The 18617-nt window shown below is 72.7% G+C and carries 19 protein-coding genes and 2 riboswitches; of the genes, 4 read left to right on the top strand and 15 right to left on the bottom strand.

The window, feature by feature from the left end; all coding sequences use genetic code 11:
• Positions 1-128: 128 nt before the first annotated feature.
• Complete coding sequence (locus ACWCSU_RS23280; RefSeq protein ID WP_357704876.1) at positions 129-506, bottom strand: hypothetical protein; 378 nt, start codon at positions 504-506, stop codon at positions 129-131.
• Between the two features lie 130 nt (positions 507-636).
• On the opposite strand from ACWCSU_RS23280, the gene ACWCSU_RS23275 reads away from it, so the two are divergent.
• Positions 637-1197: a TetR/AcrR family transcriptional regulator C-terminal domain-containing protein gene (locus tag ACWCSU_RS23275; RefSeq protein WP_357704874.1), complete on the top strand. Its 561-nt coding sequence runs from the start codon at positions 637-639 to the stop codon at positions 1195-1197.
• 198 nt (positions 1198-1395) lie between these two features.
• Positions 1396-1593 carry a DUF5999 family protein gene (locus ACWCSU_RS23270; RefSeq protein ID WP_125637444.1) on the top strand — a complete coding sequence of 66 codons (198 nt, stop codon included), beginning with the start codon at positions 1396-1398 and terminating at the stop codon, positions 1591-1593.
• On the opposite strand, the gene ACWCSU_RS23265 is transcribed toward ACWCSU_RS23270, so the two are convergent.
• Complete coding sequence (locus ACWCSU_RS23265; RefSeq protein ID WP_357704871.1) at positions 1550-2185, bottom strand: alpha/beta hydrolase family protein; 636 nt, start codon at positions 2183-2185, stop codon at positions 1550-1552. The two genes, ACWCSU_RS23270 and ACWCSU_RS23265, sit on opposite strands and share 44 nt — an antisense overlap.
• A gap of 82 nt (positions 2186-2267) precedes the next feature.
• Between ACWCSU_RS23265 and ACWCSU_RS23260 the strand changes: the two genes are divergently transcribed.
• Positions 2268-2624, top strand: a complete 357-nt coding sequence (locus tag ACWCSU_RS23260) for a hypothetical protein (protein ID WP_364088401.1) — start codon at positions 2268-2270, stop codon at positions 2622-2624.
• Between the two features lie 18 nt (positions 2625-2642).
• Here ACWCSU_RS23260 and ACWCSU_RS23255 read toward each other — a convergent pair whose 3' ends face one another.
• The 8 genes from ACWCSU_RS23255 to ACWCSU_RS23220 form a co-directional block, all read right to left on the bottom strand.
• Positions 2643-3443 (bottom strand): hypothetical protein, encoded by an 801-nt coding sequence (locus ACWCSU_RS23255; protein ID WP_449937391.1) that lies wholly within the window; start codon positions 3441-3443, stop codon positions 2643-2645.
• A gap of 126 nt (positions 3444-3569) precedes the next feature.
• The gene (gene gcvP / locus ACWCSU_RS23250; protein WP_449937389.1) at positions 3570-6401 is read right to left on the bottom strand and encodes an aminomethyl-transferring glycine dehydrogenase; all 2832 of its coding nucleotides are present in this window, start codon (positions 6399-6401) and stop codon (positions 3570-3572) included.
• 54 nt (positions 6402-6455) lie between these two features.
• Positions 6456-6567, bottom strand: a riboswitch (glycine riboswitch).
• Positions 6568-6664: riboswitch (glycine riboswitch) on the bottom strand. It abuts the riboswitch before it with no gap.
• Between the two features lie 48 nt (positions 6665-6712).
• On the bottom strand, positions 6713-7333 hold the full coding sequence (locus tag ACWCSU_RS23245; RefSeq protein ID WP_357704863.1) for a MerR family transcriptional regulator: 621 nt from the start codon (positions 7331-7333) through the stop codon (positions 6713-6715).
• A gap of 147 nt (positions 7334-7480) precedes the next feature.
• The gene (locus tag ACWCSU_RS23240; RefSeq protein WP_090771501.1) at positions 7481-7951 is read right to left on the bottom strand and encodes a bifunctional nuclease family protein; all 471 of its coding nucleotides are present in this window, start codon (positions 7949-7951) and stop codon (positions 7481-7483) included.
• 132 nt (positions 7952-8083) lie between these two features.
• Positions 8084-8710: a transcriptional regulator FtsR gene (gene ftsR / locus ACWCSU_RS23235; protein WP_357704861.1), complete on the bottom strand. Its 627-nt coding sequence runs from the start codon at positions 8708-8710 to the stop codon at positions 8084-8086.
• Between the two features lie 23 nt (positions 8711-8733).
• Positions 8734-9246 carry an FHA domain-containing protein gene (locus tag ACWCSU_RS23230; protein WP_357704859.1) on the bottom strand — a complete coding sequence of 171 codons (513 nt, stop codon included), beginning with the start codon at positions 9244-9246 and terminating at the stop codon, positions 8734-8736.
• 262 nt (positions 9247-9508) lie between these two features.
• A complete protein-coding gene (locus ACWCSU_RS23225) occupies positions 9509-12013 on the bottom strand; it encodes a mannose-1-phosphate guanyltransferase (RefSeq protein WP_357704857.1) in 2505 nt (834 codons plus the stop codon).
• Positions 12014-12017: 4 nt separating this feature from the next.
• Positions 12018-12599 carry a CDP-alcohol phosphatidyltransferase family protein gene (locus tag ACWCSU_RS23220; RefSeq protein ID WP_449937384.1) on the bottom strand — a complete coding sequence of 194 codons (582 nt, stop codon included), beginning with the start codon at positions 12597-12599 and terminating at the stop codon, positions 12018-12020.
• 167 nt (positions 12600-12766) lie between these two features.
• On the opposite strand from ACWCSU_RS23220, the gene ACWCSU_RS23215 reads away from it, so the two are divergent.
• On the top strand, positions 12767-14401 hold the full coding sequence (locus ACWCSU_RS23215; RefSeq protein ID WP_449937382.1) for an aspartate-alanine antiporter-like transporter: 1635 nt from the start codon (positions 12767-12769) through the stop codon (positions 14399-14401).
• A gap of 25 nt (positions 14402-14426) precedes the next feature.
• On the opposite strand, the gene ACWCSU_RS23210 is transcribed toward ACWCSU_RS23215, so the two are convergent.
• The 5 genes from ACWCSU_RS23210 to ACWCSU_RS23190 all read right to left on the bottom strand — a co-directional run bounded on the left by ACWCSU_RS23210 (position 14427) and on the right by ACWCSU_RS23190 (position 18539).
• Complete coding sequence (locus ACWCSU_RS23210; protein ID WP_449937379.1) at positions 14427-15176, bottom strand: GNAT family N-acetyltransferase; 750 nt, start codon at positions 15174-15176, stop codon at positions 14427-14429.
• Positions 15169-15759 (bottom strand): phosphoribosylanthranilate isomerase, encoded by a 591-nt coding sequence (locus tag ACWCSU_RS23205; RefSeq protein ID WP_449937377.1) that lies wholly within the window; start codon positions 15757-15759, stop codon positions 15169-15171. The genes ACWCSU_RS23210 and ACWCSU_RS23205 overlap by 8 nt, the downstream gene beginning before the upstream one ends.
• Positions 15760-15769: 10 nt before the next feature.
• Positions 15770-16189 (bottom strand): hypothetical protein, encoded by a 420-nt coding sequence (locus ACWCSU_RS23200; RefSeq protein WP_357704847.1) that lies wholly within the window; start codon positions 16187-16189, stop codon positions 15770-15772.
• A gap of 62 nt (positions 16190-16251) precedes the next feature.
• Positions 16252-16950: a response regulator transcription factor gene (locus tag ACWCSU_RS23195; protein ID WP_357704845.1), complete on the bottom strand. Its 699-nt coding sequence runs from the start codon at positions 16948-16950 to the stop codon at positions 16252-16254.
• Positions 16947-18539: a sensor histidine kinase gene (locus ACWCSU_RS23190; protein ID WP_449937374.1), complete on the bottom strand. Its 1593-nt coding sequence runs from the start codon at positions 18537-18539 to the stop codon at positions 16947-16949. Before ACWCSU_RS23190 ends, ACWCSU_RS23195 begins: the two co-directional genes overlap by 4 nt.
• Positions 18540-18617 lie beyond the last annotated feature (78 nt).

Here is an 18617-nt window from a genome sequence, read left to right as displayed (position 1 = left end):
GCCGGGGCCGCACACGGAGCCCCGGCATGACGCCGGGCTCTGCTCAAAGCCCCGGCTTCCCACCGAGGGATCCGGAACGCACGAAGAGCCCCGGCGCGCGAGGCGCCGGGGCTTTCGTGTGCCTGTGCTCAGGCGGTGGCGGGCACCGGCCGGGGCACGCGCGGGATGCCCCACATGCGGTTCTCCTCGCGCAGCGTGCGCAGCCGGTCGACCTCGGCCGTCCACAGGGCCCCGGGGGGCGTGGCCTTGGCCTTGCGGCGCGCGATGCGGTCGTCGTAGGACCGCACGCCGAACGTGGCCCGCTGCCCGGCCTCCGCGGCCCGCAGCGCCTCGGTCAGCGCGACGTCGAACGCCCGGCCCGCCGCCAGCAGCTCGATCTCGTCGGCCGCGGCGGCCCGCAGGTCGCGCACGATCGCCTCGGCCTGCCTGGCCTTGTCAAGCAGCTGCGGGAAGCCCTTGGAGATCTCCTGGTCCGCGTGGTAGCGAACCTCGGCCTCACGGCTCACCCGCGGACGGAAAAACGCCATCGACCCTGCCCTTCACGCAGTCTTTGCTGTTCAACCCACAAGGGTACGCCGTCCGACACCGCCTCCGAACACCGGGCGACGGGCGGGGCCGCCCAGTAAGATGATCACCATGCCCGCAAAGAGACCGCCCGTCCCACTCTCCCGCGAGCGCATCATCGAGGCCGCACTCCACATCGCCGACAGCCAGGGGCTGCGCCGGCTCACCATGCGCCGGCTGGGCGACGCCCTGGAGGTGGAGGCCATGGCCATCTACCACCACCTGCCCCGCGGCAAGGAGGCGCTGATGGACGCGCTGGCCGAGCACGTCACGTCGGTGCACGTGGAGCAGGCGGCCACCTGGCAGGAGACGGCCAGGGCGTGGTGCCGGGCGGGCCGGGAGCTGCTGCGCGAGCATCCGGGCGTGCTCGCGCTGGCCCTGACCAAGCCTCCCAAGGGCGCCACCGCCGTCGCCATCAGGGAGCAGACCGAACAGCTCGCCGACGGAGGCCTGGGCGACGCCCCGGAGGCCGTACGGGCGCTGCGGGCGTTCGTGTTCGGCAGCGTGGCGGTCGAAGTCCAGCAATCAGGATGGGCTGACCCAGAAGTTGATGAATGGGTCAGGCGGGACGAAAGGGCTGATGTGGACTTCGAAAGAGGGCTCGACGCTTTGCTCAAGGGGTTGCAAACGTAGTGCGCGTGTCGCGCTTGGCCCGTTATCCTGCATAAGGCACGCTGTGTCGAAGGTCACACGACCGGGGGATCCTCCTGTAACAGTCCGAACGGGCTATGTCGGACCGTGTGACGCACGTCGCACACTTGCCAGAACAACAAACCCGAGCCGCTCCCGTCCCTCTCCCGGGAGCACCCACGAGATATCGGAGGCACGCCGATGTGCCCGCACGACCCGGCCTGTCCGTCTGCCGAGGCGCCGGACCGCGAGGCAGCACGCACCCTCGCATGCCACCCCGAGCAGGGGTGGAGCCTTCTCTGCAACGGCGTCGTCCTGTTCGAGGACACCGGGGAGCTCCTGCCCAGCGGCACCGTCATCGCGCCGCACCGGCCCGACCCCCTGGTGGGCGCCGCCTGACGGCGGCGTAACCACCGATCCACCGGGCCACGACCTCGCCCACCCGGGCGGGGTCCCGCTTCAGGTCGTGGCCCTCGCCCGGCAGCACCACCAGCCGGGCGCAGTCGGCGGGATCCGGCACTCCGAACGGATCCCGGTCCCCGTTGACCACCAGCACGTCCACCCCGGCCCCGCGCAGCTCCTCGGCCCTGGAACGCTCCGGCTTGCCCGGCGGGTGCAGAGGGAAGGCCAGCGCCACCACCGCCGCCGCGCCCACCGCCGAGGCCGTACGGCAGGCCACCCGGGCGCCGTTGCTCCGGCCGCCCTGCACCAGCGGCAGCCCCGGCCACCTGGCGCGCAGCTCGCCCAGCACGATCTCCCAGGCCTCGTCCTGCCTGGCCGCCGAGCCCGGCGCCCGCGCCCCCGCGACCCGGAACGCCTGCGACACCCTGGCCACGGTGGCCCCCGCCCCGAGCGCGGCGTCGCGGACGGCCAGCAGATCGGGCGCGTCCACTCCCCCGGCCGAGCCGTGGGTCAGCACCAGCAGCAGCCGCGGCTCGGCCGCCTCCTCGACCTGCACCAGCGCCGGCCCCCGCGGAGTCATGATCTCCATGGCAGCACCGTACCTGGGGAGGATGCGCCGTTGGCCCCCAGGTACGATGACGGCGCGCCGCACAACCGCCATGATGGTTCTCATGCCAGAGATGCGCCCCATCCGCGATGACCTGCAGGCCACCCTCGACGCCCGCCGCGACCTCGGCCCCGACTACGAGGCCGCGCTCGTCGAGTCCTTCGTCGAACGGCTCGACGCCACCATCGCCGCCCGCGTCCAGGCCGAGCTGGGCGGCCACGGCGTGGCCCCGGTCAAGCCCCGGCAGCGGCAGGGCAACGGCGCCGCCATGATCCCCATCGCGCTGGGCTCGATGGGCCTCGGCATCCCACTGACCGCCATCGCGGTCGGCAACTCGGGCCTGGTGGGCCTGACCATCACGTGGCTGGCCATCGTCGCCATCAACGTGGCCGCCGCCGTGGCCATCATGCGGCGCGGCTGAGCCCTCAGGGGGCCGGGGTCAGGCGTCGCGGTGGAAGCGCAGCCGCACCTCGGCGGCCATGGTCTCGTCCTCGTGTTCGAGGCCGTAGGTCCACACCTGGCCGGCGTCCTCGGTGCGCCCGCGCAGCGGCAGCGTGCGGGCCAGCAGCTCGATGGCCAGCGCTCCCGTCTGGGGGTCGGCCCCGCTCTCGACGGCCTCGGCGAACTCCGCGCAGGCCAGCTCCAGGTGCGCGATGCCGAGCAGCACCCGCAGCCCCGGCAGCTCCCGCGCCGGGGCGAACTCCAGCGCGTCCAGCAGCAGGCCGGCCGCCTCGCCCGGATCGCCGTGCTCCAGCATCGTCTCGGCGAGCTGGCGGGCCGCGTGCGCGGTGGCCTCGGCGTCGCCCACGTCGATGCCCGCGTCGAAGGCGGCGCGCAGCTCCTTGTCGGCCTCCTGCGGGCTGCCGGCCAGCCGGGCCAGCGCGAGGTGGGCCAGCGGCACGTAGGCCGGCGTGCCGACGCCGAGCACGGCCTGCCAGGCGGCCCTGGCCTGGTCGTCGCGGCCCTCACGCTCGAAGCCCTGGGCCAGGTGGCAGGCGGCCTGGGCGGCGTACTCGGGATGGCCGGTGGCCAGCGCGGTGCGGGCCGCGGCGCGGGCGGCGTCGGTGTCGCCGCGTTCGTCGAGCACCACGGCAAGCCCCACGGCCGCCTGGGCCCGGTCGGGGCTGTCGGGGTCGGCGACCAGCTCGGTCAGTATCGCCGCCGCACCGTCGAGGTCGCCGCCCTCGGCCAGGCGGCGGGCGGTGTCGAGAGGCGGGGTCTCCAGCTCTGAGAACGTCAAGAGAGCTCCTTCGGGCGACGGATCGCACCGAGCCTAACGGCTCGTCGCGATCATGTCTGCTCACTTGACGGTGTGGGACTGGGCCGTGCCGGAAGCGGGCCCCCGGGCGGGGACCCGCTTGCGGGATCAGTCCTCGTACGCCTCAAGAGGCGGGCAGGAGCACACCAGGTTGCGGTCGCCGTACGCCTGGTCGATGCGGCGCACCGGCACCCAGTACTTGCCCTCGCGCAGCGAGGCCAGCGGGTAGGCCGCCTCGGTCCGCGAGTACGGGTGCGGCCACTCGTCGGCGGTGACCGACTCGGCCGTGTGCGGCGCGTTGCGCAGCGGGTTGTCGGTCTTGTCGTAGTCGCCGGAGGCCACCTTGGCGATCTCGCCGCGAATGGCGATCATGGCGTCCACGAACCGGTCGAGCTCGTTCAGGTCCTCGCTCTCGGTCGGCTCGATCATCAGCGTGCCGGCCACCGGGAACGACATGGTGGGCGCGTGGAAACCGTAGTCGATCAGGCGCTTGGCCACGTCGTCGACGGTGACGCCGGTCTCCTTGGTGATCTGGCGCAGGTCCACGATGCACTCGTGCGCCACCAGGCCGCCGCGGCCGGTGTAGAGCACCGGGTAGTGCGGGGCCAGCCGCCTGGCCAGGTAGTTGGCCGACAGGATGGCCTGCTCGGTGGCCGCCGTGAGGCCCTCGGCGCCCATCATGCGCACGTACGCCCACGAGATCGGCAGGATGCCCGCCGAGCCGTACGGGGCGGCCGAGACCGGGCCGACCGGGCCGCCGTCGCGCAGCGGGTGGCCGGGCAGGTAGGCCGCCAGGTGGCCGCGGACCGCGACCGGACCGACGCCGGGGCCGCCGCCGCCGTGCGGGATGCAGAACGTCTTGTGCAGGTTGAGGTGGGACACGTCGGCGCCGAACTCGCCGGGCTTGGCCAGGCCGACCAGGGCGTTGAGGTTGGCGCCGTCGACGTAGACCTGGCCGCCGGCCTCGTGCACCTTGGCGCAGACCTCGGTGATCGACTCCTCGTACACGCCGTGCGTGGACGGGTACGTCACCATGATCGCGGCCAGCCGCTCGCGGTGCTTGGCGATCTTGGCGTCGAGGTCGGCCAGGTCGACGTTCCCGTCGCTGTCGCAGGCCACGACCACGACCCGCATGCCCGCCATGACGGCGCTGGCCGCGTTCGTGCCGTGCGCCGAGGACGGGATCAGGCACACGTCGCGCTCGGTGTCGCCGTTGGCCTGGTGGTAGGCGCGGATGGCCAGCAGGCCGGCGAACTCGCCCTGGGAGCCCGCGTTCGGCTGGATGGAGACCGCGTCGTAGCCGGTCACCTCGGCCAGCCAGCCCTCCAGCGTGCCGATGAGCTCCCGGTAGCCCTCGGTCTGGGCCTCCGGCGCGTACGGGTGCACGCCCGCGAACTCCGGCCAGGTGATCGGCTCCATCTCGGTGGTCGCGTTCAGCTTCATCGTGCAGGAGCCGAGCGGGATCATCGAGCGGTCGAGCGCGATGTCCTTGTCCTGGAGCCTGCGCAGGTAGCGCAGCATCGCGGTCTCGGAGCGGTGGCTGTGGAAGACCGGGTGGGTCAGGAAGTCCGACTCGCGCAGCAGGTCGGCCGGCAGCGCGTCGGCCGCCAGGTCCACGTCCGCGTCCGCGCGCTCGACGCCGAAGGCGGCCCACACCTTGACCAGCTCGGCCGCGCCGGTCTTCTCGTCACAGGCGACGGAGACGTGGTCGTCACCGGCCTGCCACAGGTTGACGCCCCGCTCGGCGGCGGCGGCGACCACCTCGGCGGCCCGGCCGGGCACGCGGACGAGCACGGTGTCGAAGAACTCGCCGTGCACGACCTCCAGGCCGGCCTCGCGCAGCCCGCCGGCCAGCGCGACGGCGTGCCGGTGCACCCGCCGGGCGATCCGGCGCAGGCCCTCGGGGCCGTGGTAGACGGCGTACATGCCGGCGATCACGGCCAGCAGGACCTGGGCGGTGCAGATGTTGCTGGTGGCCTTCTCGCGGCGGATGTGCTGCTCGCGGGTCTGCAGGGCCAGCCGGTAGGCGGGGTCGCCGTCGACGTCGACCGACACGCCGACCAGGCGGCCGGGCATCTGCCGCTGCAGGCCCTCGCGTACGGACATGTAGGCCGCGTGCGGCCCGCCGAAGCCGAAGGAGACGCCGAAGCGCTGGGAGGAGCCGACGGCGATGTCGGCGCCCAGCTCGCCGGGGGCGGCCACGAGCGTGAGGGCCAGCAGGTCGGCGGCGGCCACGACGAGCGCGCCCGCCTCGTGCGCCCTGGCGGCCACGTCGCGGAAGTCGCGCAGGCGGCCCGAGGCGCCCGGGTACTGCACCAGCACGCCGAAGCACTCGGGCAGGTCGCCGTCGAGGTCGTGCTCGACCAGCGTGATGCCGAGCGGCTCGGCGCGGGTGGCCAGCACGGCCTTGGTCTGGGGCAGCGTGTCGGCGTCGACGACGAACACGTCGCTCTTGGACCTGCCCGCCCGGCGGGCCAGCGTCATGGCCTCGGCCGCGGCGGTGCTCTCGTCCAGCAGGGAGGCGCCGGCGACGTCGAGGCCGGTCAGGTCGGAGACGACCGTCTGGAAGTTCAGCAGCGCCTCCAGGCGGCCCTGCGAGATCTCCGGCTGGTACGGCGTGTAGGCGGTGTACCAGCCCGGGTTCTCCAGCAGGTTGCGCCGGATGACGGCGGGCGTGACGGTGTCGTAGTAGCCCAGTCCGATCATGGAGGTCAGCACCCGGTTGCGGGAGGCCAGCTCGCGCAGCTCGGCGATGGCCTCGGTCTCGCTCGCGGCGGGCGGGAGCTGGAGCCGGTCCTTGGCCCTGATGGCCTCGGGGACGGCCACGGCCACCAGATCGCCGACGGACTCGAAGCCCACGGCCTCGAGCATGCGCTGCTGCTCGGACTCCGATGGGCCGATGTGCCGGGACGAGAACGGCGGAGCGGACAGGTCGGTCATGGAGGTTGCCTCCTGAGGCGTGGAGACCGGCGCCGGGGCGCGGGCGAGTGCCGGATCTCCCCCTCTGTCAGCGCGACGTCATCGCGACCTGAGAGCTTCACCCCGCCGTGGGGCTTGCACCGTCGGTGAGGTGCGCCTGGCGGACGCACCTGCTTTCCAGAGTTGCCTCGCCCGAGCGGTACGGGATGCCTGAGAGATTCCGGGGAGGGTTGCTCCTTCGGCGCCCCAGGACCGAGGCCCAGGGACTCTCCCGCACGGGGTCGTCAGCCTTACTCTGTCCTAGATTACTACGGTGTGTTCAGCGGTTCAGCTCACCCCGTGCGGCGTGCGCGGCGCCGCTTGGCGAGCTCGTCAGTGGGATGGTCGGCCGGGACGCTGTCCTCGACCGCCGCCCGTTCCCCCGGCAGCTCCGCGAGGGAGCCCTCGACCTCGCGCCAGACCCGGCCGAGCGCGATGCCGAACACGCCCTGCCCGCCCTGGAGGAGATCGATCACCTCGTCGGCCGAGGTGCACTCGTAGACGCTGACTCCGTCGCTCATGAGCGTGATCTGCGCGAGGTCGGCGACCCCGCGGTCACGCAGGTGCTGCACCGCGGTGCGGATCTGCTGCAACGACACGCCCGTGTCGAGCAGCCGCTTGACGACCTTGAGCACCAGGATGTCGCGGAAGCTGTAGAGCCGCTGCGAACCCGAGCCGTGCGCGGCTCTTATCGTGGGCTCCACCAGGCCGGTACGCGCCCAGTAGTCGAGCTGCCTGTAGGTGATGCCGGCCGCCGAGCAGGCCGTGGGCCCGCGGTATCCGATGTCGGCGGGCAGCGTCGTGGGCTGCTCGTCAAAGAGCAGGCCCTGCTCTCCGGCACGCTGCCGCGCGCTCTCGCGCCGCACCGGATCTTCCTGGCCGGCCGTCTTTCCCTCGCCGCTGCTGACCGCCACGCGGACCTCCGGCTTTCTCTCATCCCGCGGCCTGATCTGGGGGTTCGTAAAGGGCGACCACGGGTTTCACTTGCACCGTAGGACCGTGACCATGCTCAGTCAACGATCCGGCTCGGCGCGTCGTGAAGCGTAAATGCACTGAAATACCTACCCCGCCCTGCCGAAGTCCTCGGGAGTGATCGTGTCAAGGAACTCCCTGAACTTCTCCACCTCGTCCTCCTGGTCGTCCGGGATGATCACACCGGCCTCCTGGACCACCTCTTCGCTGGCGAAGATGCGGGCGCCGGTGCGCAGGGCCAGGGCGATCGAGTCGGACGGCCTGGCGCTCACCTCCACGCCGTTGGAGAACACAAGGTCGGCGAAGAAGATACCGTCACGCAGGGCCACGATGTTGACCGCGCGCAGCCCGACGCCGAGCGCGCTCAGCACGTCCCTGAACAGGTCGTGGGTGAGCGGCCGGGGCGGCGGCTCCTCGGCCTGCGCCAGGGCGATCGCGGTCGCCTCGGTCATGCCGATCCAGATCGGAAGGAACCGTTCCCCGTGTGCCTCCTTGAGCAAGACGATCGGCTGATTTGTGGGCATCTCAACTCGAACGCCCACGACCTCCATCTGCAACACGGGCTGCTCCGTATTCGACCGGCCGGTCGCCCGGCACAGCTGTTGACTGGGTCGCTTCTGCTACACGCTTATGCATTTCAACGTAACACCCGGCAGGCCTGGAATGTGCCCCGGCCTTCCAGCTCTGTGCCCTCAGCGGCCCAGGACAGACCTGACCCCGCTGCGCACCAGAGAGGCGTGCAGGTCGAGCAGGAGCTGGGACAGCTCCCTGGCGGCCTCGTCGGCCTCGCCGATGGCTCCGGGGGCGCGCCGCTTGAGTATGGGCGCGACGGTCTGCTCGACCAGGCCGCACTCCCGCTCGGCGGCGGCCTTGACCGCGCGCAGGTGGCGGGCGTGCAGGCCGAAGCGGGCCAGGGCGCCGACGCTGCGCGCGACCTTCAGCGCCTCCTCGTCGTAGCGCCTGGCCACGGGGGCGAGCAGGCCGTAGTCCTCCAGCTCGGCGAGGGTCTCCTCGTCGATGCCGGCGGCCTCCAGCAGCTCGGCCCGGTCGAACCGGATCTCCTGCGTCTGCTGCACCGCGCGCGGAAGGCCGAAGCTCTCCGCCATCCTGTCCTTGATCACCCGCAGCGGCAGGTAGTGGTCACGCTGCTCGGTCAGGATGAACCGCAGTTGCTCGACGTGAAGGTGGGTGAACTTGCGGTAGCCCGAGGGGCTGCGCTCGGGCTCGATGAGCCCCTCACCTTCCAGGAAACGGATCTTGGACACGGTGACGTCGGGGAACTCGCCCTGCAGCAGGGCGAGCACCTCCCCGATGCTCATGTGCGAGCGTGCCGCCTGTGAGCTCATGCGCCGGCGTTGACCCTCATCAGGAAGACGAGGCGGAACTTGCCGATCTGCACCTCGTCTCCGGAGTGCAGGGGGACCTCCTCGATGCGCTCCCGGTTGACGTAGGTGCCGTTGAGGCTGCCGACGTCGCGCACGGAGAACTGGCCGCCGCGGTGGCGGTAGAACTCGACGTGGCGGCGGGAGACGGTGATGTCGTCGAGGAAGATGTCGCTCTCCGGGTGGCGCCCGGTCGTGGTGAGGTCCTTGTCGAGCCGGAACCGGCTCCCCTGGTTGGGCCCCCTGGTCACCGAGAGCAACGCCGTGCCGGGCGGGAGCTGTTCGACCAGCGCCCGTTCGGCCAGGAGCATGTCGCCTGTCTCAGCCTCGTACGCCTCGATTCCCGCGACCGAGATCGTCGATGTGGTGTCCCCGGCGACCTCGGGTCTGGTCAGCGGTGACCCACAGCGGGAACAGAAACGGGCATCCTCGGGGTTGGCGTGCCCGCACTGCGTGCAGTAGACGCTCGGCATCGATCGGCTCGGCCTCCTACCGCGAAGACGCGGCGACGGTGCTGGGGACGCGCCTGCCTTCGCTCTTCAAGTTTGCGAATGCCGCAACTTACGCTGATCAGCGGCAAAGGTCAAGGCGGGGCGCTGGACTGTTGGTTCGGACGCTGACAAAGTTACCGCCGCCCCCACCCCGTGGTCCATGCCGCCGCGCGTTTCTACATTACGATCTTGCGGCACTCCGCGCGCACATCGCGTGCGAAGGGTTTTTCGCTACTCTACGTGATCAGACGGCTGCCTGTTCGACCACGCGGGCCCAGCGTTCGAGCAACGCCTGGGCGCCGTCCATGTCGGGGGCCTCGGCCCACAGGTCGGTGACGGGCTCGGCGGCGGCGGGCAGGATCAGCACCCACGAGCCGTCGTCGCGGGCGACCCGCACGCCGTCGGTGGTGTCCACGCGCCAGCCGCCGGGCTCGGCCTCGGCCGCCTCGATGACCGAGCGCATGACCGCGCCCTTGGCCGCCCACTGGGTGGGGACGCTCCGCCGGAGCAGTTTGACCTCGGGGATCCTGGCGTCGATCTGGCTGAGCGACAGCCGGGTGCGGGCCACCAGCCCCAGCAGGCGCATGAACGCGGCCAGGCCGTCGATGGCCGGGCTGAACTCCGGCACGACGAACCCGCCGCGCCCGTCCGCCGCGAAGATCATGTCGGGGCCCTGGGCGGCGGAGGTCAGGGCGTCCAGGGCGGTCGAGGTCCACTGCACCTGCACGCCGTGGAAGCGGCAGACCTGCTCGGCGACGCGCGTGGTGGTGACCGGCAGGGCCACCCGGCCGCCCCTGCGCTCGGCCGCCACCAGGTCCAGCACGACGAGCAGGGCACGTTCCTCGCTGATGAGCTGGCCGGTCTCGTCCACCAGCGCGATGCGTTCGCCGACCGGGTCGAAGCGCACGCCGAAGGCCGCCCGCGAGGAGCTGACCAGCTCCGACAGGCGTTGCAGGCCGCGGCGGCGCTCGGCCAGCGTCTCGGTGGGCGAGACGTCGTCCAGGCGGGCGTTGACGGTGAGCACCTCGACGCCGGCCCGGCTGAGCAGCGTGGGCATCACCAGGGAGGAGGTGCCGCCGGCGCAGTCGACCACGACCTTCATGTCCTTGACGCCGGTCACGCCGATGGCCCGCATCAGCTCGTGCGTGTAGCCCTCGACGGCCCTGGCCGGGTAGTGCAGCTCGGCGATCTCGCCGGGGAAGGCCCGCCGGTACTCCTGGCGGGAGAAGACGCGCTCCAGCTTGCGCTGGGCGGCCGGGGGCAGGTCGGCGCCGCGGTCGTCCATGATGACGATGTCGGCGCTCTGCGGGTCGCCCGGCGTGGTGCGCAGGGCGATGCCGCCGGCGGCCGACTCGCGGGCGGTGTGGAAGCGGGCCACCGGCAGCGGCGCGGCCTCCAGGTCCAGGACGTTGATCGCGGCGGCGGTCAGCGCGCCGATCACGGCCCGTTTGAGCGCCCTGGCGGCCAGGGAGCAGTCGCGGGAGGTGACGACGTAGGCGCCCTTGCGCAGGGTGGTGGCGTAGGCGCCGGCCAGCCGGACGCACAGCTCGGCGGTGATCTCGACGTTCACCAGGCCGCTGACTCCGCGGGGGCCGAACAGGTTGCGCTGGCCGCGCGACTCCCAGATGACGCTGGTGTTGACGACCGCGCCGGCCTCGATGGTCTTGAACGGGTAGACCTTGACGCCGCTGGAGACGTACGCCTCGGCCTCGATGACGCATTCGTCGCCGATGACGGCGTCCTCCTCGACGCGGGCGCCGCCCATGACGTCGGTGCTCTTGCCGATCACACAGCCGCGCAGGTGGGCGCCGGGGCCGAGGTAGACGTTGTCGTGGACGACCGCGCGGTGCAGGAAGGCGCCCTCACGCACGACCGCGTTGTTGCCGAGCACGGTGAACTCGCGCAGTTCGGCGCCCGCCTCCACCTTGGCGTAGTCGCCGATCAGCAGCGGGCCCTTCAGGACGGCGTCGGGGTCGACCGTGGCGGAGTCGGCCACCCAGACGCCCGGGGAGAGCTCGAAGCCGCCGATGTCGAGGCGGACCCGGCCAGACAGGGCGTCGGCCTGGGCCTTGAGGTAGCTGGCGTGGGTGCCGACGTCCTCCCAGTAGCCGTCGGCGACGTAGCCGTAGATGGGGGCGCCGCGTTCCAGGAGGGCGGGGAAGACGTCTGATGACCAGTCGACCGGTTCGCCGTCGGCCACGGCGTCGAGGACCTCGGGCTCCATGACGTAGATGCCGGTGTTGACGGTGTCGGAGAAGACCTGGCCCCAGGTGGGCTTCTCCAGGAAACGCTGCACGCGCCCGTTCTCGTCGAGGATGATGATCCCGAATTCGAGCGGGTTGGGGACGCGTTTCAGGCCGATGGTGACAAGAGCCGAATTTTCGCGATGAAAACGGATCATGTCGGATAAGTCGATATCCGTGAGGGCGTCGCCGGAGATGACCAGGAAGCGGTCGTCGCGGAGGCGGTCGGCGGCGTTCTTGACGCTGCCCGCGGTGCCCAGGGGCAGGTCCTCGGTGGCGTACTGGAGGTTCATGCCCAGCTCGTCGCCGTCGCCGAAGTAGTTGCGCACGAGGGCGGCCAGGAACTGGAGGGTGACGACCGTCTCGGTGATGCCGTGCCGTTTGAGCAGGCGCAGGACGTGTTCCATGATCGGGCGGTTGACCACGGGAAGCAGGGGCTTGGGCTGGTTGGCGGTCATCGGACGCAGCCGAGTACCCTCCCCGCCCGCCATGACGACCGCCTTCACCCGATCACTCCTTCGTGGTCGCGGTTACGAGTTGGCGCACCTGCACCACGTACAGGATCCCTGCCCACCAATACAGGCCCGTGCCCCACAACGCGAAGGCCCACCCGGCAATTCGCGCTATTTCGGCATACCACCCGGTGTGGGAGGCGAGGAAGAGCAGCGGGAAGGCGTACATGAGGTTGAACATGGCGGCCTTGCCCAGGAAATGCACCTGAAGTGCCTTATAGCCATGTTTGCGTAGTACGGGGAACGAACAGGCGACGAAGAGCTCCCGCGCCACGATGACGGCCACCAGCCACCACGGGATGACCTCCCGCAGCAGCAGCGCCAGGATGGTGGCGAAGACGTACAGCTTGTCGGCGGCCGGATCGATCACCCGGCCGAGCTTGCTGGTCTGGTTGAACGCGCGAGCGATCTTGCCGTCGAGCCAGTCGGTGAACCCGGCCACGATGAGGATGGCGATGGCCCACCCGTCCGCCCGGGGGCCCAGGACCAGCCAGAGGAACACGGGGACGCCCAGGAGGCGCAGGAAGCTCAGCAGGTTGGGAACCGTCCAGATCCGGTCCTCGGCGGAAGTTTCGCTCACGCAGAGACCCTACTGCGTGGAACTCCGGCACAGACGCCCCACCAGCGACCATTCCCCGCGCGCGGGGAGGGCGGGGCGGGAGGAGTGGGCGTTTCGCGGCTTGTGACGGCGGGAAAAGGCTGGGTGATCGATCCCCCCGCGGTGCCGGCCTGGCTTGGGGGGATCGGATGTGGCCCTGGGAGTCCGGCGTGCTGCGGGGCGCGCCGGAGATCGCCTTGTTCCTCTGCCTGGCCCTCGGGTTCGCCCTGGGCCGGATCAGGTTCCGCGGGGTGGCGTTCGGAGGCGTGGCCGGGACGCTGGCCGCGGCGCTGGCCGTCGGGCTGCTGACCGGCGGCGTCACGGTCCACCAGCAGGTGCGCGTGATCGCCTTCGCGATCTTCGCCTTCACCCTCGGCTACACCCTCGGGCCCGCCTTCTTCGCGGCGTTCGCCGGGCGCAACCTGCGGTACCTGTGGTTCACGGTCGCCGAGGTCGTGGGGGCGCTGGCGGTCACGGCGCTCGTGGCCGACGCGTTCGGGCTGGATCCGGGCACCACGGCCGGGCTGATCGCGGGGGCGGCGGCCGGGCCGGTGGCGCTGGGGACGTCGGCCGACGCCCTGCAGGCCGCCGGGGTCGCGCAGGGCGCGCTCGGGCCCGCGTACGTCCTGTCCTATCTCTTCGCCCTGGTCACGATCGCGCTGCTGACCGGCCGGGCCGCGCCTGCGGTGCTGCGGTTCGACCCCGGCGAGGAGGCCGCGGCGCTGTGGCGGCGGCTGGACGGCGCGGAGGAGACGCCGCCGCCGGCGGTGCTGGGCAAGGCCCACCAGGTCACCACCGGCGAGGGCAGGACGGTCGGGCAGGCGGAGATCGCGATGGGCACCCGCGTCTCGGTGGAGCGGCTGCGCAGGAACGGCCGGCCGATCCCGTTCGGCCCGGACACGCTGCTGCAGCGGGACGACGAGGTCGTGGTCGTGGGCGTGCGGCAGGACGTCGTCAACGCGGGCGCGGTGGTCGGGCCCGAGGTGCCCGGCGGGCGGGAGCTCGACCTGGATCTGGAGGTGGCCGACGTGACGCTCGCGGGCCGGCCGCCGGCGACCGTGCGGGACCTGCGCGCCGGGCTGTCCGGCCAGGGGGTGCAGGACCTGCACGTGTGCGAGGTGACGCGGGTGGGGTGCCGGTTGCCGGTCCGGCCGGGCACGGAGCTGTGCGCCGGCGACGTGGTGCGGGTGACCGGGATGAAACGGGACGTGGACCGGGCGGCCGCCTGGCTCGGGGCGCGGACGGACGCCGGACGCCGGGCCGACGTCGTCTACCTGGCCGCCGGGCTCGTCGCCGGGCTCGTGGCGGGGGTGGCGGGCGGCCTCACGGTGTCGATCGGCTGCCTGGTGGCCGGGCTGGTGTTCGGCCGGGCGCGGGCGGGACGGGCCCGCTTCGGGCAGTACGACGCGGGCGCGGCCCGGGTGGTGGGCGAGGTGTCGCTCGGCGTGTTCGTGGCGGCCCTCGGGCTGTCGGCGGGGCCGGCGGCGGTGGAGCTGGTGGGGCGGCACGCCTGGCAGGTGGCGCTCGGCGCGGTCGCCACGGCCGCGGTGCCCGTGGTGATCTCGCTGGCCATGGGGGCCAAGCTGATGATGTCGCCGCCGCCGCTGGTGCTCGGCGCGGTGACCGGGCAGCACGGCCTGACGACCGTCCTGGGCGCGGTGCGGCGGATGTCGGGGAACGGGACGCCGCTGCTGGCGTACACGGTCGTGCACGCGCTGTCGGGAGCCGTGCTGGCCCTGCTGGGCCCCGCCGCGGTGGCCCTGGCCCGCTCGGTGGGCGCCTGACCGGGCCGCCGGCTTCGCGGAAGGGTCAGGTGCGCAGGAAGGCGTGGGTGTGGCCCACAGGGACGAAACCGAGCCGGCCGTAGAACTCGCGCGGCCAGTCGTCGGCGTCGGCGACCAGGAACGTCAGCTCGGCGCCGGCCGTGGCGGCGAGCAGCGCGGTCAGCAGCGTGCGGGCGAAGCCCCGGCCCCGGTGGCGCTCGCCGGTGTAGACGTTCTCGATCTGGGCGACGCCCTCGTGGACGTAGAGGTCGGCCCGGGCGGCGACCTGCCCGTCGGGGGCGCGTACGGCGTGGAACTCGACCAGGTCGGCGCCGGCCGGGCGGGCCGCAGCGCGCGCGGCGAGCCCTTCGACCACGCCCTCCTCCGCCTGCGGCAGCGACTCGTGCCACTCCTCGCGCAGCACGGGCACCAGCTCGGCCAGGTCGAGCCGCTCGGTGGCGGCGGCGGGCGCGGCAGGGCGGGGGCCGTGGAAGGCCATGACGACGTTCGTCTCGTGCTGGTAGCCGGCGGCGCCGAACGCGGGCCGGAACTCCTGCCCCAGCCGGTCGTCGTCGACGCACACCAGCCGGTGGCCGAGCCCGGCGAGCCGCTCGTCGGCCGCCGCAAGCACCGGCCCGGGGGCGCCGCTCCAGACGATCAGCCTGTTGTCGTCGTGCGACATCGGGTAACGCTCGTCGAGCACCGCGAACCCGCCCGGGACCGGCGTGACGACGGGCGCCTTGCGGCGGGCGAAGTCGTGCACGAAGCCCAGGGCCCGCGACAGCTCGTCAGCCACCGCGGGCGGCCCGGAGGAAGGCCCTGATCAGGGCGGAGTCCTTGACCCCAGGCGCGGTCTCGACGCCGCTGGACACGTCGACCCCCCACGGGCCGGCGGCCTCGACGGCCTCGGCCACGTTCGACGGGTCGAGCCCGCCGGCCAGCATCCACCGGCCGGACGGGCGGCCGCGCACCGCCGCCCAGTCCCACGGCTCCCCCGAGCCGGGGCGCGGGGCGTCGACGATGAGCAGGTCTTCGTCGTGGGCGCCGCACCGCAGGTCGGCCGCGGCGTCGACGGCGCGCACGAGCGGGCGGCCGAGGTCTTTCAGCGCGGTGAAGTCGGCGTGGGGGTGGTTGCCGTGCAGCTGGACGGCGCGCACGCCCGAGGCCAGCGCCGCGGCCCGGACCGTCTCGGGGTCCTCCCCCCGGAAGACGCCCACGGTGAGCACGTGGGCCGGGATCGCCGCGGCCAGCTCGGCCGCCCGCTCCGGCGTCACCCTGCGCGGGCTCCGGGTGAGCACGAACCCGATGGCGTCGGCGCCGGCCTCGACGGCGGCCTCGACGTGCTCGGGCTCGCTCAACCCGCAGATCTTCACATACACACCACAGACCTTAGCGGCGCCGGGACGCCGACGGCGACCAGGACCAGATCAGCAGCGCACCGATGAGGCCGAACAGCAGCACCCCGTTGGGCACGTGGGCGCCCAGCCAGGACCAGGTGAAGTGCTGGAGGAGGCCGACGACGAGCAGTGCGACGCTGGCCCACACCGGCCAGCCGGCGCCGCGGCCCGGCCGCCAGACCAGGACGGCCAGCACGATCTGCACGAGCGCAACCAGGTGGACGACCATGCCCGCCATGACGTGCGTCTCGGACAGCGCGCCGCCGCCCGCCGCCACGGCCTGTCCGGCGAACGAGGCGGCCACGAGCAGCGCGGCGGCCTGGGCGATGATGACGACGCGCAGGCTGTACAGCAGCCCCGCCGGCACCTGTCGTGTCGTGCCGGGGCGCGGCATGACCTGAGTCTCCCCCATGATGTGCATCCTTTCTGCGAACGAAGGACCCACATCGTGTCGAGGGCGGCCCCACAAGGTCGTCAGCCTGCGGGATGACCCCCCGGTCCCCCACGTGGCGGACGGACCGGGCGGAAGGCGGCGTCCACCAGACCGGCGCGGTGGGCGACCACGGCGGCCTGGATGCGGTTGCGCAGGCCGAGCTTGTCCATGGCGGCGGCGATGTGCGTCTTGACGGTGGTGACGCCGACGTGCAGCTGCTCGGCGATCTCGGCGTTGGACAGGCCGGTGCCGACCAGGGCGAGCACCTCCAGCTCGCGTTCGGTCAGCCCGGACGGCGGCGGCACGGCGGCCTGCTCCTCGGAGGCGAGGAACCGTTCGACGACCCGGCGCAGCACCGAGGGGGCCAGCAGCTGCTCCCCCGCGGCGGCCCTGCGCACGGCGTCGACCATGCGTTCCGGCTCGTCGTCCTTGACCAGGAAGCCGACGGCCCCGGCGCGCAGGGCGGCGTGCACGTCGGCGTCCTCGGCGAACGTGGTGAGCACGACGACGCGGGCCGCCGGGCGGGCCGCCAGCACCCGCCTGGTCGCCTCCAGGCCGTCGACGCGGGGCATGCGCAGGTCCATGAGGATGACGTCGGGCACGTGGCGTTCGGCCAGGCGGACGGCCTCGGCGCCGTCCTCGGCCTCGCCCACGACCTCCATGTCGCCCGCAGCCTGCAGCAACATGCGCACGCCCGCGCGGACCAGCGCCTGGTCGTCGGCCACCAGCACGCGGATCACGCGGCGCTCCTGGCGGGCAGGCTGGCCAGCAGCAGCCAGCCGCCGTCGCCGTCGGGGCCGGCGCTGAGGGTGCCCCCGAGGGCGCGCACGCGCTCGCGCATGCCCGCCAGGCCGCGGCCGGAGGAGGGCAGGCGCTCGATGACGGTGGGCGGGCGGCCGTTGCGGATCTCGATGGACAACCCTTCCTCGGCGGGGGCCACGATGACCCGGACCCGGGTGCCGGGTCCGGCGTGTTTGAGCACGTTGGTGAGACCTTCCTGGACGATGCGCGCGGCGGAGGCGCGGGCGATGAGCGGGGCGCGGTCGCTGGCCGGGTCGAGGTCGAGGTCGACGACGAGCCCGGCGGCGGCCATGCGTTCGGCGGATTCGCGGACCACGTCGGCGGGGTTGGCCAGCAGGTCGGGGCCGCGGTCGGGGTCGCGCAGCAGGTCGAGCAGGTCGCGCAGGTCCTGGAGCACCTGGTGGCCGGTCTCGCGGATGTCGGACAGCGCGTCGGCGACCGGCCCGTCGGGCGCGGTGAAACGGGCGGCGCTGGCGCGCAGCACCATGGCGCCGACGTGGTGGGCCACGATGTCGTGCACGTCGCGGGCGATGCGCTCGCGCTCGGCGAGCTGGTCGGCGCGCACCTGGGCGACCGCGAGCCGGGCCGACTCCTCGGCGCGCAGGCGTTCGGCGGCGGCGGCGGCACGCCGCATCCCCAGGTAGCGGCCGATCGCGATGGGCGTGGCCACCAGGGTCATCAGCACGCCGACGCGGACAGGGGTGATCTCGGTGCCGTCCCCGACCACGGCGATGGCCGACAGCAGGCAGCCTGTCAGGTACGCGGCCGCCGTCCAGGCCCAGGAGGCCACGCGCATCGCGAACACGCCGATGGCGATGAGCGTGAGGATCAGGCAGGTGTTGACGGCGTCGTTCAGATAGCTGTCGGCGGCGATCAGCAGCACGGCCTGCAGCAGGAGGACCAGGCCGGGCAGGCGCCTGGCCACGCCCAGCGACAGCCCGCCGACCACGGCGAGCAGGCCGATCACCCACACCGGAAGGGCTCCGCTGTGCCAGGAGGTCCAGGTGCTGAGCACGGTGATCGCCACGCCTCCGGCGGCCAGCAGCGCGTCGGGCGTGACGTCGCGCTCCTCCAGCCGCTCGGCCGAGCTGCGCAGGTAGGCGCCGAGCACGGTGGGGAAGACGGGCAGCAGCACCGAGTAGATCCAGGTGTTGCCGGTCAGCGCGATGCCGGGGTCGGCGATGTTGACCGCGGTGGCCAGGACGGTGGCGCCCACGCCGAGCAGGGCGGGCTTCCAGGCGACGCGGAAGCCGACCACGCCGAGCGCGACGCAGATGAGGATCTGCGCGGTGTTGGAGGTGTAGGAGCCGAGCTGGTCGCTGAGGACGAGGAAGACGGCCAGGTAGAGGGTGACCGGCAGCGGCCATCGCCGTACCATCCCCATGGGCAGGCCCACCAGGAGGGCCATGGGGATGTTCATCGCCGCCGGCAGGTACGCGGTGTCGCCCGCGTGGGTCGTCGTCAACAGGTCCAGGCCCACACCTGATACCGCGAGCAGGACATCGAGCGGCACACCACGCCAACGCATGGGCTCACGCTATCCACCCTCGCCCCTTAGCTGATCCTCCGCGCGGAGGACCCCGTCTCCTCCTAGTGGCCGCCGGTT

The organism is Nonomuraea sp. NPDC001699, assembly GCF_053596455.1.
Note: the sequence above shows the minus strand (reverse complement) of the source record. Positions and strands in the feature narration are given on the sequence as shown.

Excerpts from the sequence above, each read along its gene's own strand:
- ACWCSU_RS23275 (WP_357704874.1), top strand. The coding sequence starts at position 637 with ATGCCCGCAAAGAGACCGCCCGTCCCACTCTCCCGCGAGCGCATCATC.
- ACWCSU_RS23270 (WP_125637444.1), top strand. The coding sequence starts at position 1,396 with ATGTGCCCGCACGACCCGGCCTGTCCGTCTGCCGAGGCGCCGGACCGC.
- ACWCSU_RS23265 (WP_357704871.1), bottom strand. The coding sequence starts at position 2,185 with ATGGAGATCATGACTCCGCGGGGGCCGGCGCTGGTGCAGGTCGAGGAG.
- ACWCSU_RS23260 (WP_364088401.1), top strand. The coding sequence starts at position 2,268 with ATGCCAGAGATGCGCCCCATCCGCGATGACCTGCAGGCCACCCTCGAC.
- gcvP (WP_449937389.1), bottom strand. The coding sequence starts at position 6,401 with ATGACCGACCTGTCCGCTCCGCCGTTCTCGTCCCGGCACATCGGCCCA.
- ftsR (WP_357704861.1), bottom strand. The coding sequence starts at position 8,710 with ATGAGCATCGGGGAGGTGCTCGCCCTGCTGCAGGGCGAGTTCCCCGAC.
- ACWCSU_RS23230 (WP_357704859.1), bottom strand. The coding sequence starts at position 9,246 with ATGCCGAGCGTCTACTGCACGCAGTGCGGGCACGCCAACCCCGAGGAT.
- ACWCSU_RS23215 (WP_449937382.1), top strand. The coding sequence starts at position 12,767 with ATGTGGCCCTGGGAGTCCGGCGTGCTGCGGGGCGCGCCGGAGATCGCC.
- ACWCSU_RS23200 (WP_357704847.1), bottom strand. The coding sequence starts at position 16,189 with ATGGGGGAGACTCAGGTCATGCCGCGCCCCGGCACGACACGACAGGTG.
- ACWCSU_RS23190 (WP_449937374.1), bottom strand. The coding sequence starts at position 18,539 with ATGCGTTGGCGTGGTGTGCCGCTCGATGTCCTGCTCGCGGTATCAGGT.